Annotated in this window: 17 protein-coding genes and 1 pseudogene; 9 read left to right on the top strand and 9 right to left on the bottom strand. The window is 60.9% G+C overall.

Annotated features, from left to right (window positions below; translation table 11 throughout):
• Positions 1-70: 70 nt before the first annotated feature.
• Positions 71-673: a TetR/AcrR family transcriptional regulator gene (locus PFZ56_RS04205; RefSeq protein ID WP_102881225.1), complete on the top strand. Its 603-nt coding sequence runs from the start codon at positions 71-73 to the stop codon at positions 671-673.
• A 52-nt stretch (positions 674-725) separates the two neighbouring features.
• Here PFZ56_RS04205 and PFZ56_RS04200 read toward each other — a convergent pair whose 3' ends face one another.
• The gene (locus PFZ56_RS04200) at positions 726-1,610 is read right to left on the bottom strand and encodes a DAPG hydrolase family protein (protein ID WP_102862168.1); all 885 of its coding nucleotides are present in this window, start codon (positions 1,608-1,610) and stop codon (positions 726-728) included.
• Positions 1,611-1,752: 142 nt separating this feature from the next.
• On the opposite strand from PFZ56_RS04200, the gene PFZ56_RS04195 reads away from it, so the two are divergent.
• A complete protein-coding gene (locus PFZ56_RS04195) occupies positions 1,753-2,427 on the top strand; it encodes a TetR/AcrR family transcriptional regulator (protein WP_102862167.1) in 675 nt (224 codons plus the stop codon).
• Positions 2,428-2,499: 72 nt separating this feature from the next.
• On the opposite strand, the gene PFZ56_RS04190 is transcribed toward PFZ56_RS04195, so the two are convergent.
• The 7 genes and pseudogenes from PFZ56_RS04190 to PFZ56_RS04160 all read right to left on the bottom strand — a co-directional run bounded on the left by PFZ56_RS04190 (position 2,500) and on the right by PFZ56_RS04160 (position 8,315).
• Positions 2,500-2,817, bottom strand: coding sequence for a DUF2388 domain-containing protein (locus tag PFZ56_RS04190; RefSeq protein WP_016966055.1), 318 nt, complete (start codon positions 2,815-2,817; stop codon positions 2,500-2,502).
• Between the two features lie 71 nt (positions 2,818-2,888).
• Positions 2,889-3,338 carry an NfeD family protein gene (locus PFZ56_RS04185; RefSeq protein WP_102862165.1) on the bottom strand — a complete coding sequence of 150 codons (450 nt, stop codon included), beginning with the start codon at positions 3,336-3,338 and terminating at the stop codon, positions 2,889-2,891.
• A gap of 10 nt (positions 3,339-3,348) precedes the next feature.
• Positions 3,349-4,269 (bottom strand): SPFH domain-containing protein, encoded by a 921-nt coding sequence (locus PFZ56_RS04180; protein ID WP_102862164.1) that lies wholly within the window; start codon positions 4,267-4,269, stop codon positions 3,349-3,351.
• Positions 4,270-4,407: 138 nt separating this feature from the next.
• Positions 4,408-5,112, bottom strand: a complete 705-nt coding sequence (locus PFZ56_RS04175; RefSeq protein WP_394304644.1) for a methyl-accepting chemotaxis protein — start codon at positions 5,110-5,112, stop codon at positions 4,408-4,410.
• 198 nt (positions 5,113-5,310) lie between these two features.
• Positions 5,311-5,589: pseudogene (locus PFZ56_RS04170) on the bottom strand (methyl-accepting chemotaxis protein); the annotation flags it as partial.
• Between the two features lie 506 nt (positions 5,590-6,095).
• Entirely contained in the window at positions 6,096-7,874 is a 1,779-nt protein-coding gene (locus PFZ56_RS04165; RefSeq protein ID WP_170001755.1) for a GspE/PulE family protein, read from the bottom strand.
• Between the two features lie 111 nt (positions 7,875-7,985).
• The gene (locus tag PFZ56_RS04160; protein ID WP_102881221.1) at positions 7,986-8,315 is read right to left on the bottom strand and encodes a hypothetical protein; all 330 of its coding nucleotides are present in this window, start codon (positions 8,313-8,315) and stop codon (positions 7,986-7,988) included.
• A gap of 124 nt (positions 8,316-8,439) precedes the next feature.
• On the opposite strand from PFZ56_RS04160, the gene PFZ56_RS04155 reads away from it, so the two are divergent.
• Positions 8,440-8,910 carry an Lrp/AsnC family transcriptional regulator gene (locus PFZ56_RS04155; protein WP_065902318.1) on the top strand — a complete coding sequence of 157 codons (471 nt, stop codon included), beginning with the start codon at positions 8,440-8,442 and terminating at the stop codon, positions 8,908-8,910.
• Positions 8,911-8,919: 9 nt separating this feature from the next.
• Here the strand turns inward: PFZ56_RS04155 and PFZ56_RS04150 are convergent, their stop codons facing one another.
• Positions 8,920-10,287 (bottom strand): inorganic triphosphatase, encoded by a 1,368-nt coding sequence (locus PFZ56_RS04150; RefSeq protein ID WP_102862160.1) that lies wholly within the window; start codon positions 10,285-10,287, stop codon positions 8,920-8,922.
• 159 nt (positions 10,288-10,446) lie between these two features.
• Between PFZ56_RS04150 and argE the strand changes: the two genes are divergently transcribed.
• The 6 genes from argE (at position 10,447) to PFZ56_RS04120 (ending at position 17,787) form a co-directional block, all read left to right on the top strand.
• Positions 10,447-11,604, top strand: coding sequence for an acetylornithine deacetylase (gene argE / locus PFZ56_RS04145; RefSeq protein ID WP_170001757.1), 1,158 nt, complete (start codon positions 10,447-10,449; stop codon positions 11,602-11,604).
• Positions 11,605-11,740: 136 nt separating this feature from the next.
• Complete coding sequence (gene argA / locus PFZ56_RS04140) at positions 11,741-13,039, top strand: amino-acid N-acetyltransferase (protein ID WP_170001759.1); 1,299 nt, start codon at positions 11,741-11,743, stop codon at positions 13,037-13,039.
• A gap of 499 nt (positions 13,040-13,538) precedes the next feature.
• Entirely contained in the window at positions 13,539-14,912 is a 1,374-nt protein-coding gene (locus tag PFZ56_RS04135) for an OprD family porin (protein ID WP_170001761.1), read from the top strand.
• 274 nt (positions 14,913-15,186) lie between these two features.
• A complete protein-coding gene (locus tag PFZ56_RS04130; RefSeq protein ID WP_102862156.1) occupies positions 15,187-15,825 on the top strand; it encodes a peroxiredoxin in 639 nt (212 codons plus the stop codon).
• A gap of 312 nt (positions 15,826-16,137) precedes the next feature.
• Positions 16,138-16,731: an NADPH-dependent FMN reductase gene (gene ssuE / locus PFZ56_RS04125; RefSeq protein ID WP_102862155.1), complete on the top strand. Its 594-nt coding sequence runs from the start codon at positions 16,138-16,140 to the stop codon at positions 16,729-16,731.
• A 90-nt stretch (positions 16,732-16,821) separates the two neighbouring features.
• Positions 16,822-17,787 (top strand): sulfonate ABC transporter substrate-binding protein, encoded by a 966-nt coding sequence (locus PFZ56_RS04120; RefSeq protein WP_170001763.1) that lies wholly within the window; start codon positions 16,822-16,824, stop codon positions 17,785-17,787.
• The last annotated feature ends 9 nt before the right edge of the window (positions 17,788-17,796 follow it).

Raw genomic sequence — 17,796 nt, 5'->3', positions numbered from 1 at the left:
CATTTCGATTCGGAGGAATCCTATACCCTGCGTTGCGTTTGTCAAGCGCCCTGCCTGGAGATTTTTTATTGTGGCTCGTACCCCATCTCGCAGCTCCATCGGCTCGTTGCGAAGTCCCCATACCCATAAAGCCATCCTCAGTTCCACCATCGAAATCCTTAAGGAATGCGGTTATTCCGGGCTTAGTATCGAGTCCGTCGCACGCCGGGCGGGTGCCAGCAAGCCAACGATCTATCGGTGGTGGTCGAACAAGGCGGCATTGATCGCGGAAGTTTATGAAAACGAGAGTGAACAGGTCAGAAAATTTCCTGATCTCGGCTCGTTCAAGGCTGATCTCGACTTTTTGCTACACAATCTCTGGAAAGTCTGGCGAGAAACCATATGCGGAGAGGCTTTCCGCTGTGTCATCGCTGAAGCGCAGTTGGATCCAGCAACATTGACCCAGCTCAAGGATCAATTCATGGAGCGCAGAAGGGAGTTGCCGAAAAAGCTGGTGGAAAATGCCATCAGCAATGGCGAGCTCCCCAAGGACACCAACCGTGAATTGCTCCTGGATATGATTTTTGGTTTTTGCTGGTATCGGTTGCTGACCGAGCAGTTGACCGCGGAACAGGACATTGAGGAGTTCACTTCTCTGCTGATCAACGGTGTTTGTCCTGATACGCCACGTTGATCCATTGCCAGCCATTAAGCCCTTGAGTTGTGCGGGCTTAATGGCTGTTGTTTCAGGCTGAAGTCGCGCCGAACTCCCGATACAGGTCCGGCAGGAAGCTGGCCAGATGATTGAACTCGCACATATCGTGCACGGCAAATTCATAGGCCAGGGTTTCCAGCTCGGCTTCGCCAAAGCCACTTTCCTTGAGCAGCGCCGATGCTTTTTCAGCTCCGGGAAAGCGGGCCATCGATGGGTGCGATCCGACCCAGTAACGGCTGGTCAGGTACATGCCGCCCGGCACCTCCTTGAACAGATGCACCATCAATGACACCGGCACCTCTGGGTGATCGGCCAGGCTCATCAAGGCACTGACGCTGCCGTCGATTTTCGCTTCGCGATACAGATCAGGGTCAAGGCCCAGGCTGGCTGGTTCCTGAAAATCGATGTGCAAGTGCATCAGGCGATCGCCGACATACTCCGATGCGCAGAAAGTGTTGCCATACAGCCGCTCTTCGAAGCTCAAGGATTCGTCGCTCAGGCGCTGATGGTTCACGCAGGGGTTGCTGACATGGGCGTAGGGGAACCACAGGGTATAGCGCTCCGATTCCGCCGGGTGCCACATGAACCACCACTTGAACATCTGTGCGGTGCAGCCGGGGAAGAACTTGCGGCTTTGCACATAAGCCATCGGCCCCGGTAGCAGGGCGTAGCCGGACTCCTCACTGACGAAGTCCGGGTCGAGCAGACGATTGATGTCCTCGACGCTTGGGGTCAGGGTATCTTTCAGGTCCATCGGGCCTTGTTGGATCTTGCGTACAGCGGACAGCGGCACGCGCATTTCCGAACGGAAATACTTGGCGTAGGGCTTGTTCCGGATGGCCACCTGGTTACGCAGGAACAGCTTCTGCATGGGCAGTGAGAAGTAGGTGAAGGGAGTCATGATGCGCGCTTCCATGCTGATATCCTTTGGCGTGAATTGACGAGTAGCCGCCACGTTCGTGCAATCCGCTTGCGGAGTTGAACGAGAAACTGGCGCTTTGTAGCTAAGCAGTCCATAAACAAAAGTCAAATTTGAATTTAACTTAGTGAGAGCGTCTATGGTCGTTTCCGCTTCCCCGCCGCCTGCTGCGGCCCGTGCGCCGCGTCAGGATGGCCAGGCAACTCGCCAGCAGATCCTGGAAACGGCTGGCCAGCTCTTTGCCGAGCTGGGGTACGCCAACACCACCAGCAAGCAGATTTGCGAAAACTCCAAGGCCAACAACGCCTCGGTCAACTATCACTTCGAGAACAAGGACGGCCTGTACCGGGCGGTGCTGCGCGAAGCCCACGATCGCCTGGTGCGGATCGAGACCATGATCAGCCTGAGCGAGAGCCAGGACAGTGCCGAAGATAAGCTGCGGGCGATCATCACTGTGCTGATCGAGGGGCTGAACAATCAGCGCGAGGGCTGGGCACTGAAAGTGCTGACCCGCGAGCTGCTGTCGCCCTCGTCGGTGCTGCCGGCGGTCCTGGAGGAACAGGCGTTCCCCAAGGCGAAGATCGTGCGCACCATTCTCGGCCAAATCATGCACCTGTCGCCGGAAGACCCGGCCACGTTGCGCAGTGCCGTCAGTGTGTTCGCGCCCTGCCTGTTCCTGCTGATCGCCCATCAGCCGCTGGCGCGCAATGTACTGCCCGGCCTGGAGCTGGACCCGCCGGCCCTGATCGAACACATGATGAGCTATGCCCTGGCTGGCCTGGCGGCGGTGGCCCGGGCTTCTGGCAGAGCCTAGCGTGTCATTCGGGCGAAAAAAAACGCCGACCCTGAGGTCGGCGTTTTCTGTCAGCCATCCCTGGGACGATCCTTACTCCTGTGCGACGGCGTTCTTCGCCAGGATCGCGTTGGCCAGTTCCATGTCAGTGGCCTTGAGGCCGGGATTGTCGGCGCGGACTTTCTGCATGGCGGCTTCCAGGTACGGGCCGCGAATGCTGCCTTCGCTGGCGACGAAGCTGCCGGCGTCGTCCTGGGCGGCGACGATCAGCTTGTGATCCTTGAAGGTCAGGTAAGTGGAGCCGGTGGTGGCGCCGGAGGAAATGACGTTACGCCAGAAGGTGTCGGCCATTGCCGAACCAACGGGAAGAGAAAGCAGGGCAAGGGTGGCGACAGCTATTTTCAGACGCATGATGGGTGACTCCAACTGGGGGTTATCTGCACCGTTTGATTCTAGATACCCCAGCTGAGTTCCGTGACCCATCAGTCAAGGTTTTCGACCAGCAGAATGGCGCCTTCCTGGCCAATCACGCGCACCCGGGCACCCACAGGCGCGTCGGCGCCCTTGGCGATCCACACCCCATCGGCGACCTTGATCCGGCCACGGCCGTCAACGATCGCCTGATGCACCACGAAGGTCTTGCCGACCAGCTCCTGCCCGCGCAGGTTCAGGTTTGGCTGGTCGCTGGGGCGCACCACACTGCGTTGGCGACGCCACCAGTAGAGGGCGGTCAACACTGATAACAGGCCGAACAGGAGGAACTGCACCTCCCAGGTCAGGCCGGGAATCAGAAAGGTCAGGACCCCTACCGCGGCAGCCGCCAGGCCGATCCACAGTAGGTAGCCGCCGGCACCGAACACTTCGAGAATCAGCAATACGGTGCCCAGGGCCAGCCAGTCCCAGAACGATAGGGCGTGCAGGAATGCCAACATGGATCGGGCCTCAGACCTTCTTGCCGTCGAACGTGGCCTTGACGATTTCGCCAATGCCGCCCACGGCGCCTATCACCTGGCTGGCCTCCAGTGGCATCAGGATCACCTTGCTGTTGTTGGCCGACGCCAGCTTGCCCAGGGCATCGATGTACTTTTGCGCGACGAAGTAGTTGATCGCCTGGACGTTGCCGCTGGCGATCGCCTCGGATACCACCTGGGTCGCCCGGGCCTCGGCTTCGGCCTGGCGCTCCCTGGCTTCGGACTCAAGGAAGGCTGCCTGACGTTCACCCTCGGCTTCCAGAATCTGCGCCTGCTTCTTGCCTTCGGCGGTCAGAATGGCCGCTGCCCGCAGGCCTTCGGCTTCGAGGATCTGGGCGCGCTTGACCCGTTCGGCCTTCATCTGCCCAGACATGGCCGCCATCAGGTCGGCAGGCGGGCTGATGTCCTTGATCTCGATACGGGTGATCTTGATCCCCCAGGGTGCGGTGGCTTCGTCAACGGTTCGCAGCAGTTTCTCGTTGATGCCGTCACGTTGGCTAAGCATCGCGTCCAGTTCCATGGAACCGAGCACAGTACGGATATTGGTCTGCAGCAGGTTGCGGATGGCGTGCTCAAGGTTGTTGACCTCGTAGGCCGCCTGGGCGGTGTTGACCACCTGGAAGAAGCACACGGCATCGATCTGCACTGTGGCGTTGTCGGCGGTGATGACTTCCTGAGGGGGAATGTCCAGCACGCTTTCCATGACGTTGATCTTGCGACCGATGCGGTCCATCACCGGAATGATGATGTTCAGCCCCGGCTTGAGGGTGTTGGTGTAGCGACCAAAGCGCTCCACTGTCCACTGGTAGCCTTGGGGCACGACCTTGAAACCCATGAACACCAGGGCCACCGCAAGGCCGACAAAAAGTAACAGTACGCTTCCGATCTGCATAACATTCACCTGTTCAGTCATTGCTCAAGGGCTCGAGGAGCACGAGTGTACGGCGGTGCCCGGCCCGGCGCCGGTATACCTTGGTCCTTGCATCATCAGGACACACATCACCGGTGCGATTCGGGCACGCCGCAAGGTTCAAAGCTGGAAGCGGGTGACCGAGGTTTGCAGGGTCGCCACAGAGTTTTCCATCTGCTCCACCGTTTGGGTCAGTTCACGCATGGCCTGGCTGTTGCGCCGGGCTACCTGACTGATCATCTCCACCCGTTGCGCCACTTCGCTGCTGGCCTTGGACTGCTCGCCGATGGTGTGGGAAATCTCTTCCACCATCAGCGCCGAACGTTGGGCACCCTGGCGAATCTCGTTGATCGAAGTCCCCGCTTGCTGGGCCATGTGCACCCCGTCGCTGACCCGGCTGACCCCGGTTTGCATGCTGCTCACTGCTTGCTCGGTGGTTTCACGGATGCGCTCGATCATGCCGGTGATCTCCCGGGTGGATTGCGCGGTGCGCGCCGCCAGGTTGCGCACCTCGTCGGCGACTACGGCGAATCCGCGTCCGGCCTCGCCAGCCCGGGCCGCTTCGATGGCTGCATTCAGGGCCAGCAGGTTGGTCTGCTCGGCGATGCCATTGATCACCTGGATGATCGAATGGATCTCCTCCGAGGACTGGCCCAGGGCGGTAATGCTCTGGGACGACTGGTTCACCGCCTCGGCGATGTGGCTCATGCCGTCCACGACCCCGAGGATCACCTGGCCGCCGCTGCCGGCCAGGGACTCGGACTGGGCGGCAATGCCCTGGGCGTTGCGGGCGTGCTCGGCGACCTGGGCAATGTTGCTGATCATCTGCTCCATGGCTGCTGCCATGTCGGTGGCGCCGTCGGCCTGCTCGGTGGCGCCGTCGGCGATGCCCAGCGAGGTGTCGCTGAGGCTGTGGGAACGCCCCCGCAACTCCTCGCTCTCATGGCGGATGGTGGTGATCATCTGCCGCAGGTTGTCCTGCATTTCGCCAAGGGCCTGTTGCAACTGGCCGGCTTCGTCCCGGCTGTCGACACTGATGGGCATGGTCAGGTTGCCCTGGGCGATGGCCCGGGCGGTGGCGACGGATTTTTCCAGGGGCTTGAGGACCCGGATGAGCAACTGGCGGGTCAACAGGCACAGGGCCAGGGCGGCAATCAGACTGCCGCCGATCAGCCACCAGGCGGCTTGGCGTACGGCGGTTTCACTGTCTGCGCTGGTCTGTGCGGTAGCGGCTTCGATCTTGCTGCTCAGTGCCGAGTTGCGGGCCTCCACTTCACTGAAACGCTGAGAAAACTCCGGCATTTGCAGGCGCGCGGCCTGGGGGTCCTTGAGGGCCTGTTCGGCTATGCTTTCGGCCGCATGAATGTAGCTTTCCAGGACCGGCTGCAACTCGCTGATGGCATCGCGGATATCCGGCGCCAGGGGCAGCCGGGCGTTTTCCGCCAGGGCCTTGCGGAACCAATCGCCGTGTTCGCGCAGACTGTTGCGCACCTCCTCTGCGGCCGCGCTGTCGCCGGGTTCGCTGCTCAGAGCCTCCAGCACATCGGCCCGCAGGGCGTCGTGCATCATGTCGGCTTCCAGGTGATTGCGCAGGGCATTGGCATTGACTTCATTGTCATGCAGGGCCTTGGCCAGGCGTGACTGTCCCCAGAGGCCGAGGCCGGCTACCAGGGCAATGGCCAGCAGGCTGAGAACCCCGGAGGCGATCATGTTGTGACGAATATTCATGCCTGGCTTCCTGCTTGTCTTGGCGGTGGTTAAAGCGTAGCCCAGCACTTGGGGTTCGCCTCCGGGCGAGCGGGGCCTGGTTACTGGTTTTCGCTTTGAGGTGTCACCCGCAGCACTTCCTCCAGGCTGGTCAGGCCATCGGCAAGCTTTTGTGCGGCGGCCAGGCGCAGGCTGCGCATGCCGTCGTTGCAAGCCTGGCGACGCAGGCCGGCGAGGTCGAGGTCGTCTCGAACAAGGGCTTTGAGCGGGGTACTCAAGGGCATGATTTCGTAGACGCCGGTACGTCCGTGATAGCCGGTGCCACGGCACTCTGCGCAGCCCACGGCCTTTTTGCTCAGGGGCGGGAGCGGCAATTGTCGGGGGGAGGTCAGGCTCTGCCAGTCATCCGGGGCGAGGGCGGCGGGCGCCTTGCAGTGGGGGCACAGGGTACGCAGCAAGCGTTGGGCCATGACGCCGATCAGGGTGGCCTTGATCAGATAGTGAGGCACTCCCAGTTCCAGTAGGCGGCTGATGGCTCCGGGGGCATCGTTGGTGTGCAGGGTGGAGAGCACCAGGTGCCCGGTGAGTGCAGCCTGGATAGCCATTTCGGCGGTCTCCAGGTCGCGGATCTCGCCGATCATGATGATGTCCGGGTCCTGGCGCATCAACGCACGCACGCCGCTGGAAAAGCTCAGGTCGATATTGTGCTGCACCTGCATCTGGTTGAACGCCGGCTCGATCATCTCGATCGGGTCTTCGATGGTGCACAGGTTGATCTCGGGGCTCGCGAGCTTTTTCAAGGTGGTGTAGAGGGTGCTGGTCTTGCCCGAGCCTGTGGGGCCGGTCACCAGGATGATGCCGTGGGCCTGTGCGGTCATGGCTTGCCAACGGTTCAGGTCGTCGGCGCCGAAGCCCAGCTGATCGAAATCCTTGAGCAGCACCTGCGGGTCGAAGATGCGCATCACCAACTTTTCGCCAAAGACCGTGGGCAGGGTCGAGAGCCGCAACTCGATCTCGCTGCCTTCGGGAGTACGGGTCTTGACCCGGCCATCCTGGGGTTTGCGTTTTTCCGCGACGTTCATCCGTCCCAGGCTCTTGAGGCGGCTGACGATGGCCAGGGTCACCTGGGGCGGGAACTGGTAGACGCCGTGCAGCACCCCGTCGATGCGAAAGCGCAGGGTGCCGTGCTCGCGGCGGGGCTCGATATGGATATCGCTGGCCCGTTGCTGGAAGGCGTACTGAAACAGCCAGTCGACGATGTTGATGATGTGGGCGTCGTCGGCATCCGGCTCTTGGTCGCTGGCCCCGAGCTTGAGCAGTTGCTCGAGGTTGCCCGGGCCGCTTGTCCTTTGCTCGCTGCTGGCCCCGCTGACCGATTTGGCCAGGCGATAGAACTCCAGGGTCAGGCGCTGGATATCCACCGGGCTGGCCACCACCCGGTGGATCGAGCGCTTGAGGACATGGGCCAGATCGGCCTCCCAGGCGCTGACATAGGGCTGGGCGCTGGCCACGGTGACGCTTTGGGCATCCACCGCCACGGCGAGGATCTTGTGCCGCTGGGCGAAGGCGCAGGACATCAGCGGGGTGATGCTGGCGACGTCGATCTGCAACGGGTCGATGCGCAGGTAGGGCTGGCCGGCGTGCCGGGCCAGCCACGCGGTGAGGCTGTCCAGGTCCAGATGCTGGCCGGGACGCTGCAAGTCCGGCAGATGCTGACTGGCAATCAGTTCCAGGGGATGCAAGGGGGTGCTGGTGCCATGACGTCGGGTGCTGAGGGCCTGTTCGGCGGCATCCTGGCTGATGCGGCCCTGGGCCAGCAGTTCACGCAGCAGCTCACTGAGGTCCAGCCAGTGATCCTGGGCAATGTGTGCGGCAGCCATGGGGGCTCCTTGGGGCTGTTGTCCAGACGCGGGTCTCTGACCACAAATGGCCAAGAATAGCCCCGCCAGTCTGGGCCGCCGCCTGCCAAGGGTTGCAGGGTTTTTCCGGCCTCAGCCAGCGGCCTGCAGTTGCGCCGGCTCTGCCCGTTCCAGTTCTACCGAGCAGACGCTGATCAGGTTGCGCAACTTGTCGCCGATCACCCGAGCCCGGTGCCAACTCAGGCCGTCGAGTTCCACGTCGATGTGCAGCGTGGCGTCTTGCTGGATCACCGTGACCCGCTGGGGCACCAGAAATTGCAGGGCGAAGTGGTTGAGCACCCGACACAGGACATCGGCTTCGGCCTCGGCCGTCATCTGGTAGTGCACGCGACAGTGGACATTGTTCTGGTTCCAGACATCGGCGCGGGATGATTGGCCAGGGGCGGGTTCGAGATGGGGCATGGCAGTCTCCAGATCAGTGGAGAAATTTTTACATTCGGTTTCGGGTATTTCTTATCTAAGATTGAGCAGAATTCATGAAAGTCGAATTGTTTGATTCAAGGTTTTATAGATAAGGGAATTTATTATGCATAGCGAGCTGGACGCCTACGACCGCCGGATACTCGCGTTGCTGCAAGAGGACGCGTCACTTTCCAGTGCGCAGATTGCCGAACAGGTGGGCTTGTCCCAGTCACCGTGCTGGCGGCGGATTCAACGCTTGAAGGAAGAGGGGGTGATCCGTGGCCAGGTGACCTTGCTTGATCGCAAGAAGATCGGCCTTAACACGCAGATCTTTGCCGAGATCAAGCTCAACGCCCACGGACGCTCCAACTTCACCGAGTTCACCGAGGCGATTCGCGGTTTTCCGGAGGTGCTGGAGTGCTATGTGCTGATGGGGGCGGTGGATTTCCTGCTGCGTATCGTGACCGCGGACATCGAAGCCTATGAGCGGTTTTTCTTCGAGAAACTGTCCATGGTGCCCGGCATTCAGGAGGTGAACTCGATCGTTGCCCTGTCGGAGATCAAGTCCACCACCAGTCTGCCGGTACTGCGCTAAGGGGGCGGCTTACATGCGCAGCAGGGTTTTCCAGGCGCGGTTCTGGAACACCGCGATGGCCTGTTGCTTGCGGGCATCGAGGGCTTCGTCGGTAATGGGCTCGTTGGCCAGTTGTGCCAGCTTGTTCAGTTCACCGTAGAGGCGGTCCAGCTCCGGAATGTCCAGCGCGGCGCGGGCGTGGTGCAGCCAGGCCTGGATACGTTCGATCCGCGGTAACTGCTCGGCCAGATCTTCCGGCTGCTGCTGGTAGCGCGGCAGTTGCAGGGAGGTCGCTTCCTCGGCCAGCAGGCGTGGCAGCCAGCTGCCCAGTTGCGCTGCACCCTGGCGGTTGCCACGGGTGTTGCGCTCGGCGGTCCAGGCTCGGGCCAGCAGCCAGCGCGAGGTGTTCAGGGAGAACAGGCCCCAGCGTACGTCCTGCAGTTCCTCGATGAACTGCTCCGGCGCGGCCTTGCGCACGTCTTCATCGTCGAGGCCGGCTTGTACCAGCGGACGCCAGTCTTCCAGCAGGGCATCCAGGGCGCTACGCAGCTCAGCGGTGGATTGGCGTGGCGCAGCCTGGCCCAGGCTGCTGGCCAGAGCGCGCAGCTCGGCGAGGTTATCCACCCAGTCCTGCAGCAGGCGCCAGTGACCGTTGAAGCGATACTGTTCGGCCAGGCGCTGGCTGCTGCCCAGCAGGTGCCAGGCCAGGGCGGCGAAGGCATCGTCCAGCGGGGTTTCGGCGCTCAGCTGTGGCGCCGGCAGGCTCAAGGAGTAGCTACCGGCATCGAACAGGCGATAGCCACGCTCGGCCTTGCTGATGTCGCAGGGCATCAGGGGCAGGGTGAGGGCCAGCTCCGCCGCCAGTTCCAGCAGAGCAGCGGGCTCGCCTTCACGCAGTTCCAGCTCCAGCTCGCAGATTTCTTCCTTGTGCTTGCCGGCGATCACCTGGCCCAGGTCCAGGGCCGCCTCGATCACCACTTTGGCCTTGCCACGGCCCCAGGCGATTTCCGCACGCTCACGGACAAAGTCGGTGGTGAACAGCGGCTTGAGGGTCTTTTTGTCCAGTTCGGCCAGGGCTTCGGGCCAGCATTCGCCGTCGAGTTTTTTCACGTCGAGCTTGGCTTTGGCCAACGACCAGTCGTACTCGTTGCGCTCGGACAGGCCAGCAACGCTCTGGCCGCTGGTCTTGAGGGTCTGGATCACTGCGTCACCGTCACGACGCAGGCGCAGGGCGACTTTGGCCCGGGCCAGATCGCGCTCTGGGGTGTCGAAGTACTGGTTCATCAGCTCACGGCGTTCCCAGCCACTTTTGTTGCGTTTTTTCAGTAGCGGGTGCTCGCGCAGGGCGGCGAGGGTTTCGCGGCTGACGCGGAGTTTGATTTCGGTTTCTTTCTGCATGGCCGGAAAATCCAGGATCGGGAGTGCAGCCGGGGGAAGAGTTGGCTGCCAAGGCCGTGCAGTGTACAGGACCAGGCGCCCGGAGGCGCCACGACGGTTCCTTCCTCTCACGAGATGCCTCTATGATGGTCCTTATCTTGGGATCTGCGGAGCCAGTTCATGCCATTGCCGTCCATGAAAGATCAGTTCGCTGCACTGATCGCCGCGCCGTCGGTGAGCTGCACTCAAGCGGCGCTGGATCAGTCCAACCGTCCGGTCATCGACTTGTTGGCCAGTTGGCTTGGCGACCTCGGTTTTGCCTGCGATATCCAGCAGGTCAGCCCCGGCAAGTTCAATCTGCTGGCCAGCTTCGGCAGCGGTCCCGGTGGCCTGGTACTGGCCGGGCACAGTGATACGGTGCCGTTCGATGCCGCTTTATGGCAGACCGATCCGCTGAAGTTGACCGAGGTCGACGGCCGCTGGGTCGGTCTGGGCAGTTGTGACATGAAGGGCTTTTTCGCCTTGATCATCGAAGCGGTGCGACCGTTGCTGGAGCAGCCATTCAAGCAGCCGCTGCTGATCCTCGCGACCTGTGATGAAGAAAGCTCCATGGCCGGTGCCCGGGCCCTGGCGCAAGCCGGGCGGCCCCTGGGGCGCGCGGCGGTGATCGGCGAGCCCACGGGCCTCAAGCCGATCCGCCTGCACAAGGGGGTGATGATGGAGCGCATCGATATCCTCGGGCGCAGCGGCCATTCCTCTGACCCGCGCCTGGGGCGTAGCGCTCTGGAGGCCATGCACGACGCCATCGGCGAGCTGCGGGGGTTGCGGCTGCTGTGGCAGCGCGAGTACCGCAATCCACAGTTCAGCGTGCCGCAACCGACCTTGAACTTCGGTTGCATCCACGGTGGCGACAACCCCAACCGCATCTGCGGCCAGTGCTCCCTGGAGTTCGACCTGCGTCCCTTGCCGGGCATGGACCCGCAAGTGCTGCGCGAGGCGATCCGGCAGAAACTTCAACCCATTGCCGAGCGGCATGAAGTGCAGATCGACTATGCGCCGCTGTTCCCTGCGGTGCCGCCGTTCGAGCAGCCCGAGGACGCTGAGCTGGTGCGGGTGGCGGAGCGGCTTACCGGGCATCGTGCCGAAGCAGTAGCGTTTGGCACTGAAGCGCCTTATCTTCAGCGCCTTGGCTGCGAGACGCTGGTGCTGGGCCCGGGTGATATTGCCTGCGCCCACCAGCCCGGGGAGTACCTCGAAATGTCACGCTTGCAGCCTACTGTGCAGTTGCTACGAGAGTTGATTGAACATTACTGCCTGACGCCGGCCCAATTTCAGTAAATTACCGGCGTCCTGATCCGTACCCATGAGGAGAGTAAGCGTGTTGCCAAGCCTGTTCCGACGATAACCATCAGCCCGCTGTGCGTTTTCCGTTTCGTCCTTTTATAGGCTGCTTTTTATTTACAGGCTCAGGTTCATGCCCGAATACGTCAATTGGCTCCGCCACGCGTCTCCCTATATCAACGCTCACCGTGACTGTACCTTCGTGGTCATGCTCCCGGGCGACGGCGTTGAACACCCCAACTTCGGCAATATCGTCCACGACCTGGTGCTGCTCCACAGCCTGGGGGTTCGCCTGGTGCTGGTGCACGGTTCACGGCCACAGATCGAAGCCCGTCTGGCAGCTCGCGGTCTGGCGCCCCATTACCATCACGGCCTGCGGATTACCGACGCGGCGACCCTGGAGTGCGTGATCGACGCCGTGGGCCAGTTGCGCATTGCCATCGAGGCGCGTCTGTCCATGGACATGGCCTCCTCGCCCATGCAGGGCTCGCGGTTGCGGGTCGCCAGCGGCAACCTGGTGACGGCCCGCCCGATCGGCGTGCTGGAAGGTGTCGACTACCACCACACCGGTGAAGTGCGTCGGGTCGATCGCAAGGGCATCAATCGCCTGCTGGACGAGCGCTCCATCGTGCTGCTGTCGCCTTTGGGGTATTCGCCCACTGGCGAGACCTTCAACCTGGCTTGCGAGGACGTGGCCACTCGCGCCGCCATCGATCTGGGGGCCGACAAGCTGCTGCTGTTCGGTGCCGACCCGGGGCTGCTGGATGAAAACGGCAAGCTGGTGCGCGAGTTGCGCCCGCAACAGGTTCCGGCGCACTTGCAGCGCCTGGGCAGCAATTACCAGGCCGAACTGCTGGATGCCGCTGCCGAGGCCTGTCGTGGGGGGGTGGGACGTAGCCACATCGTCAGTTATGCCGAAGATGGCGCCCTGCTGACGGAACTCTTTACCCGTGATGGCGGCGGCACCCTGGTGGCCCAGGAGCAATTCGAGCGGGTGCGCGAGGCGGCGATTGAAGATGTCGGTGGTTTGTTGGATCTGATCAGCCCACTGGAAGAACAGGGCATCCTGGTACGGCGCTCCCGGGAAGTGCTGGAGCGTGAGATCGAACAGTTCAGCGTGGTCGAGCGCGAGGGCATGATCATTGCCTGCGCTGCCTTGTACCAGATTGCCGACTCCGACGCCGGCGAGCTGGCCTGCCTTGCGGTGAACCCGGAGTATCGTCATGGCAAGCGCGGTGATGAACTGTTGGAAAGGATTGAAACCCGGGCCCGGGCTCAAGGGCTGAAGACCTTGTTCGTCCTCACTACCCGCACCGCCCACTGGTTTCGTGAGCGGGGTTTTGTGCCCAGCAGCGTCGAACGTCTGCCGTCGGCCAGGGCCTCGCTGTACAACTACCAGCGCAATTCGAAGATCTTCGAAAAGGTCCTCTGAGTCTATTTTTCGTTCTGCAATACACAACGCCTCGACCCCAGGATCGAGGCGTTGTCGTTTTCTGCACATGTCAGAAAAATTTCATTTCGACACAAAAACTGTAACAAATTGACGGGAGGATAGGCTCTTAGCCATGATGCGTCGCTTTTTTGATCCTCCATGACGTTTTACGCCTCTGGCGCGGGGGGACCTTGAAGGGCTGAATCGGGGAACAATTTTCAGAAATAAGCTTGCGAGTGCCTAGGCCGGGACTCTCGGCTTTACAGTGGCTAGCGTTATTCCTGAAAAGTATGAAAAAGGACTAAACAATTCTTTTTGGGTTTATGAGTAATTCATTACCCTGCATGGACCAAATCACTGCGATTAGACCATGGTCGTAGACATAGATAGTTACGATTGACTTGTCGGTCACGGTCTGGCGCTAATCGCGCATCTGTGGCACCCGGGCGTTCGATCTGGGGCCAGGAACCACAAGAATTAGAAACGAGAGGAGCGAAACATGAACAAGTCCACCTTGGCCCTGGCTGTGGCCGTAGGGGTTTTGGCGCAGCAGGCAGGCGCCGCCGGTTTCATCGAAGACAGCAAGGCTACCTTGGGGCTGCGCAACTTCTACATCAATACCGATAACCGCGATGGCGATGCCAAAGCTGCGGGCGCTCAGAGTAAGCAGGAAGAGTGGGGCCAAGGCTTCCAACTCAACTTCACTTCCGGTTACACCGAAGGCACCGTCGGTTTCGGTCTGGATGCAATCGGCTTGCTGGGCATCAAGCTGGACTCGGGCGGCGGTACTAACGGCGCCACCTCCACTTCCTATGGCGGCACCGTCTTCCCAAGCAAGTCTAATGGCGAAGCCGTTGATAACTATTCCAGCCTGGGCCTGACTGCCAAAGCCAAGATCTCGCAGACCGAACTGAAGCTGGGCACCCTGCAGCCAAAACTGCCGGTTATCGTGACCAACGATGGTCGCATGCTGCCGCAAACCTTCCAGGGCGGCCAGATCACTACCAACGAGATCAAGGATTTGACTCTGGTCGGTGGCCAGATCGAGCACGCCAAAGGTCGTAACTCCAGCAACAACGAAGAGTTGTCCATTGCTGGCGCCAATGCTCACACAGCAGCAGGCCGTGATAGCAACAAGTTCATCTACGGTGGCGGTGACTACAAAATCACCAAAGACCTGACGGCTCAGTACTACTACGGCAACCTGCAAGACTTCTACAAACAGCACTTCGTGGGCCTGCTGCACAACTGGGCTATCGGCCCGGGCGTATTGAAGTCTGACCTGCGCTACTTCAACAGCCGTAACGACGGTGCCAATGGCCACGACTCGGCTTACTACACCACCGGTGACTACGGCACTGGCATCACCAAGGGCAAGGTTGATAACCGTCTGCTCAGTGGCTTGTTCCTGTACTCGGTTTCCGGCCACACCTTCGGCGGCGGCTATCAGGTCAGCAACGGTGACAGCGATTTCCCTTGGCTGAACCAGGGTGACGGCTCGTCGGCTTACCTGACCACCGACATGCAGATCCAGAAATTCGCCCGTGCCGGCGAACGCACCTGGCAAGCTCGCTACTCCTACGATTTCGCCAAAGTGGGTCTGCCAGGTCTGACCGCAGGTGTGGTTTACCTGCGTGGCGACAACATCGATACATCCGGCAAGGTGGGGTCTACCACTCCTCAACGTACAGTTTCGGCCACTGGCCGCTCCGAGTGGGAACGCGACCTGACCGTTGCCTACGTGATTCCGGAAGGTCCGTTGAAAAACCTCGGCCTGACCTGGAAGAACGCCATGTGGCGTAACGACATCCCGGGCCAGCGCGATCAGGACGAAAACCGTCTGATCGTCAGCTACTCGATCCCGCTGTTGTAATAGCGTGATAAAGCCTCGCCCGGCGCAATGCCGGGCGAGGTATTGCTTCAAGTCAGGCCCACCCCCGTGAGCCCTTCCTGAATCCCCCTCTTTGTACAGCTACTCAAGGCCTTCTCGAACCTTGTTGAGAAGGGTGGTCTTCGCCTGCGCGCGCGTCCAGTGAAGAGATTTTTAATATTCAATTTGGTTATGAATAAATCGATATTTATTCTTTTTAAATAAGCTCCGGTGCAGGCAGAGTAGCTCCATCACGCACTCACAGGAGCAGCACCCCATGAGCCTCAGACTGGGCGACATCGCCCCCGACTTCGAACAGGATTCCAGTGCCGGCAAGATTCGTTTCCACGAGTGGCTGGGCGATAGCTGGGGCGTGCTGTTTTCCCACCCCGCAGACTTCACGCCGGTGTGCACCACCGAGCTGGGTTTCACCGCCAAGCTCAAGGACGAGTTCGCTCAGCGCGGAGTCAAAGCCATTGCCCTGTCGGTGGACCCGGTGGACTCCCATCACCGCTGGATCGAGGACATCAACGAAACCCAGCACACCATCGTCAATTTTCCGATCCTGGCGGACGCCGATCGCAAAGTGTCGGACCTCTATGACCTGATTCATCCCAATGCCAGCGACACGCTGACCGTGCGTTCGCTGTTCGTCATCGACCCGAACAAGAAGATTCGCCTGACCATCACCTATCCCGCCAGCACTGGGCGCAACTTCCACGAAATTCTCCGGGTGATTGACTCGTTGCAACTCACCGACAACTACAAAGTGGCCACTCCGGCCAACTGGCAGGACGGTGACGAGGTGGTGATAGTGCCCTCGCTCAAGGACGAGGAAGAGATCAAACGCCGCTTTCCCAGAGGTTATCGCGCAGTGAAGCCTTACCTGCGCCTGACGCCGCAGCCCAATCGCTGACCCACTCACCGCTGTAGGAGCCGGCTTGCCAGCGAAGGCGGTGGTGAGGCCGGTGCAAGTCTTGCGGACCCTTTCGCGGGCAAGCCCGTTCCTACGCAGAACGCCGAGGTAACAGAACCACAAAGCAGGGGTTTTAAGGCCGTTTCGACGGCCTATTTTTTTGCCTGGAAATCATCGCTCCTTATATTCATTTAAGGAATAAACAAATAAATAAATAAGATTTATGGATATAAAAATAGGCTGTTAAGGTCTGTTCAGTCCGGCGAGATCGCATCCCGCGAATCGCTTTATCTTGTTCAAGGAATCCCCTGCATGCTGGTGGTCTCTCTCGGTGGCAGTCCCAGCCAACGCTCCCGTTCCGGGGTGCTGCTGGAGTTGGCCAAGCGCTGGTTGCAGCAGCAAGGCGTGGAAGTGGTCAGTTACCAGGTGCGGGACTTCCCGGCCGAGGATCTGCTTCACGCTCGCTTTGACAGCGCCATGGTCATCAACCTGCTGCAACACATTGAACAGGCCGACGGCCTGCTGATCGCCACACCGGTGTACAAGGCGTCGTTTTCCGGGGCGCTGAAAACCCTGCTCGATCTGCTGCCGGAACGCGCACTGAGCCACAAGGTGGTGCTGCCCATGGCCACAGGCGGCAGCATCGCCCACATGCTGGCGGTGGATTACGCCCTCAAGCCTGTGCTCTCGGCACTCAAGGCCCAGGAAATGCTCCAGGGCATCTTTGCCGAGGACAGCCAGATCGCTTATGGCGAAGGCAGTGTGCAGCCGCAGCTGGCCGAGGCTCTGGAGCTGCGTTTGAAAGAGGCTCTGGAGCAGTTTCACAGCGCCATGGCCCGTCGCCCCAAACCGCTGGACCCCCATGTATTGAATGAACGCCTGTTGAGTGCTCGCTGGAGCATTTGAGCCACACCCCTGATTTGAAGTACTGGCCTTACTCGCCCGCCAACGGGCAAGCAGGTGCAGCCACAACCCCACAGCAAAAAGGAGAGCGCCATGCGCCCTGTCATTTTGCGTCGCGGTCTGGTCGCTCTGTTTGCTGCGGCTGTGTCCTTCGGCGCCATTGTTCAAGCTCAAGCCGAGACCTTGCGTATCGGTTATCAGAAATACGGCACCCTGGTGCTGCTCAAGGCCAAGGGCACCCTGGAAAAGCGCCTGGCGCAGCAGGGTGTGGACGTGAAGTGGACCGAGTTTCCTGGTGGTCCGCAGTTGCTGGAAGGGCTGAACGTCGGTTCCATCGACTTCGGCGTGACCGGCGAAACCCCGCCGGTGTTCGCCCAGGCCGCCGGTGCCGACCTGCTCTATGTGGCCTACGAACCACCGGCGCCCCATAGCGAAGCCATCCTGGTGCCCAAGGACTCGCCGATCAAGTCGGTGCAGGACCTCAAGGGCAAGAAAGTGGTGCTGAACAAGGGCTCCAACGTTCATTACCTGCTGGTCCGCGCCCTGGAAGACGCCGGCCTCAAGTACAGCGATATCCAGACCGTGTTCCTGCCTCCGGCCGATGCCCGAGCGGCGTTCGAGCGTGGCAGCGTCGACGCCTGGGTGATCTGGGACCCCTACCAGGCGGCAGCCGAGCAGCAACTGCAGGCACGCACGCTGCGTGACGGCAGTGGCATCGTCGACAACCACCAGTTCTACCTGGCGACCAAGCCCTACGCACAGCAGCACCCCGAGGTGATCAAGACCCTGGTGGAAGAAGTGCGGGCCGTGGGCGAGTGGTCCAAGGCCAACCCGCAGGAGGTCACCCAGCAAGTGGCGCCGTTGCTGGGCCTGTCTACCGATATCACCCTGACCTCGGTGAAACGTCAGGGCTACGGTGCGGCCTTCCTGACCCCGGAAGTGATCACCGCGCAGCAGAAAATCGCCGACAGCTTCTATCAGCTCAAGCTGATTCCCAAGCCGCTGAGCGTCAAAGACGTGATCTGGACGCCCCCTGCCGCCGTGGCCAAAGCGCCGTAAATCGACCCC

Origin of the sequence: Pseudomonas danubii (genome assembly GCF_042980055.1) — a bacterium.
In the GTDB taxonomy this organism is placed as follows: domain Bacteria; phylum Pseudomonadota; class Gammaproteobacteria; order Pseudomonadales; family Pseudomonadaceae; genus Aquipseudomonas; species Aquipseudomonas danubii.
The sequence above is the reverse complement of the archived record's forward strand: the minus strand, read 5'-3'. Positions and strand labels throughout refer to the sequence as shown.

Bases quoted from the DNA above. Each gene is read 5' to 3' on its own strand.
- PFZ56_RS04200 (WP_102862168.1), bottom strand. From the start codon at position 1,610: ATGGAAGCGCGCATCATGACTCCCTTCACCTACTTCTCACTGCCCATG.
- PFZ56_RS04195 (WP_102862167.1), top strand. From the start codon at position 1,753: ATGGTCGTTTCCGCTTCCCCGCCGCCTGCTGCGGCCCGTGCGCCGCGT.
- PFZ56_RS04190 (WP_016966055.1), bottom strand. From the start codon at position 2,817: ATGCGTCTGAAAATAGCTGTCGCCACCCTTGCCCTGCTTTCTCTTCCC.
- PFZ56_RS04185 (WP_102862165.1), bottom strand. From the start codon at position 3,338: ATGTTGGCATTCCTGCACGCCCTATCGTTCTGGGACTGGCTGGCCCTG.
- PFZ56_RS04180 (WP_102862164.1), bottom strand. From the start codon at position 4,269: ATGCAGATCGGAAGCGTACTGTTACTTTTTGTCGGCCTTGCGGTGGCC.
- PFZ56_RS04175 (WP_394304644.1), bottom strand. From the start codon at position 5,112: ATGATCAGCAACATTGCCCAGGTCGCCGAGCACGCCCGCAACGCCCAG.
- PFZ56_RS04165 (WP_170001755.1), bottom strand. From the start codon at position 7,874: ATGGCTGCCGCACACATTGCCCAGGATCACTGGCTGGACCTCAGTGAG.
- PFZ56_RS04160 (WP_102881221.1), bottom strand. From the start codon at position 8,315: ATGCCCCATCTCGAACCCGCCCCTGGCCAATCATCCCGCGCCGATGTC.
- PFZ56_RS04155 (WP_065902318.1), top strand. From the start codon at position 8,440: ATGCATAGCGAGCTGGACGCCTACGACCGCCGGATACTCGCGTTGCTG.
- PFZ56_RS04150 (WP_102862160.1), bottom strand. From the start codon at position 10,287: ATGCAGAAAGAAACCGAAATCAAACTCCGCGTCAGCCGCGAAACCCTC.
- argE (WP_170001757.1), top strand. From the start codon at position 10,447: ATGCCATTGCCGTCCATGAAAGATCAGTTCGCTGCACTGATCGCCGCG.
- argA (WP_170001759.1), top strand. From the start codon at position 11,741: ATGCCCGAATACGTCAATTGGCTCCGCCACGCGTCTCCCTATATCAAC.
- PFZ56_RS04135 (WP_170001761.1), top strand. From the start codon at position 13,539: ATGAACAAGTCCACCTTGGCCCTGGCTGTGGCCGTAGGGGTTTTGGCG.
- PFZ56_RS04130 (WP_102862156.1), top strand. From the start codon at position 15,187: ATGAGCCTCAGACTGGGCGACATCGCCCCCGACTTCGAACAGGATTCC.
- ssuE (WP_102862155.1), top strand. From the start codon at position 16,138: ATGCTGGTGGTCTCTCTCGGTGGCAGTCCCAGCCAACGCTCCCGTTCC.
- PFZ56_RS04120 (WP_170001763.1), top strand. From the start codon at position 16,822: ATGCGCCCTGTCATTTTGCGTCGCGGTCTGGTCGCTCTGTTTGCTGCG.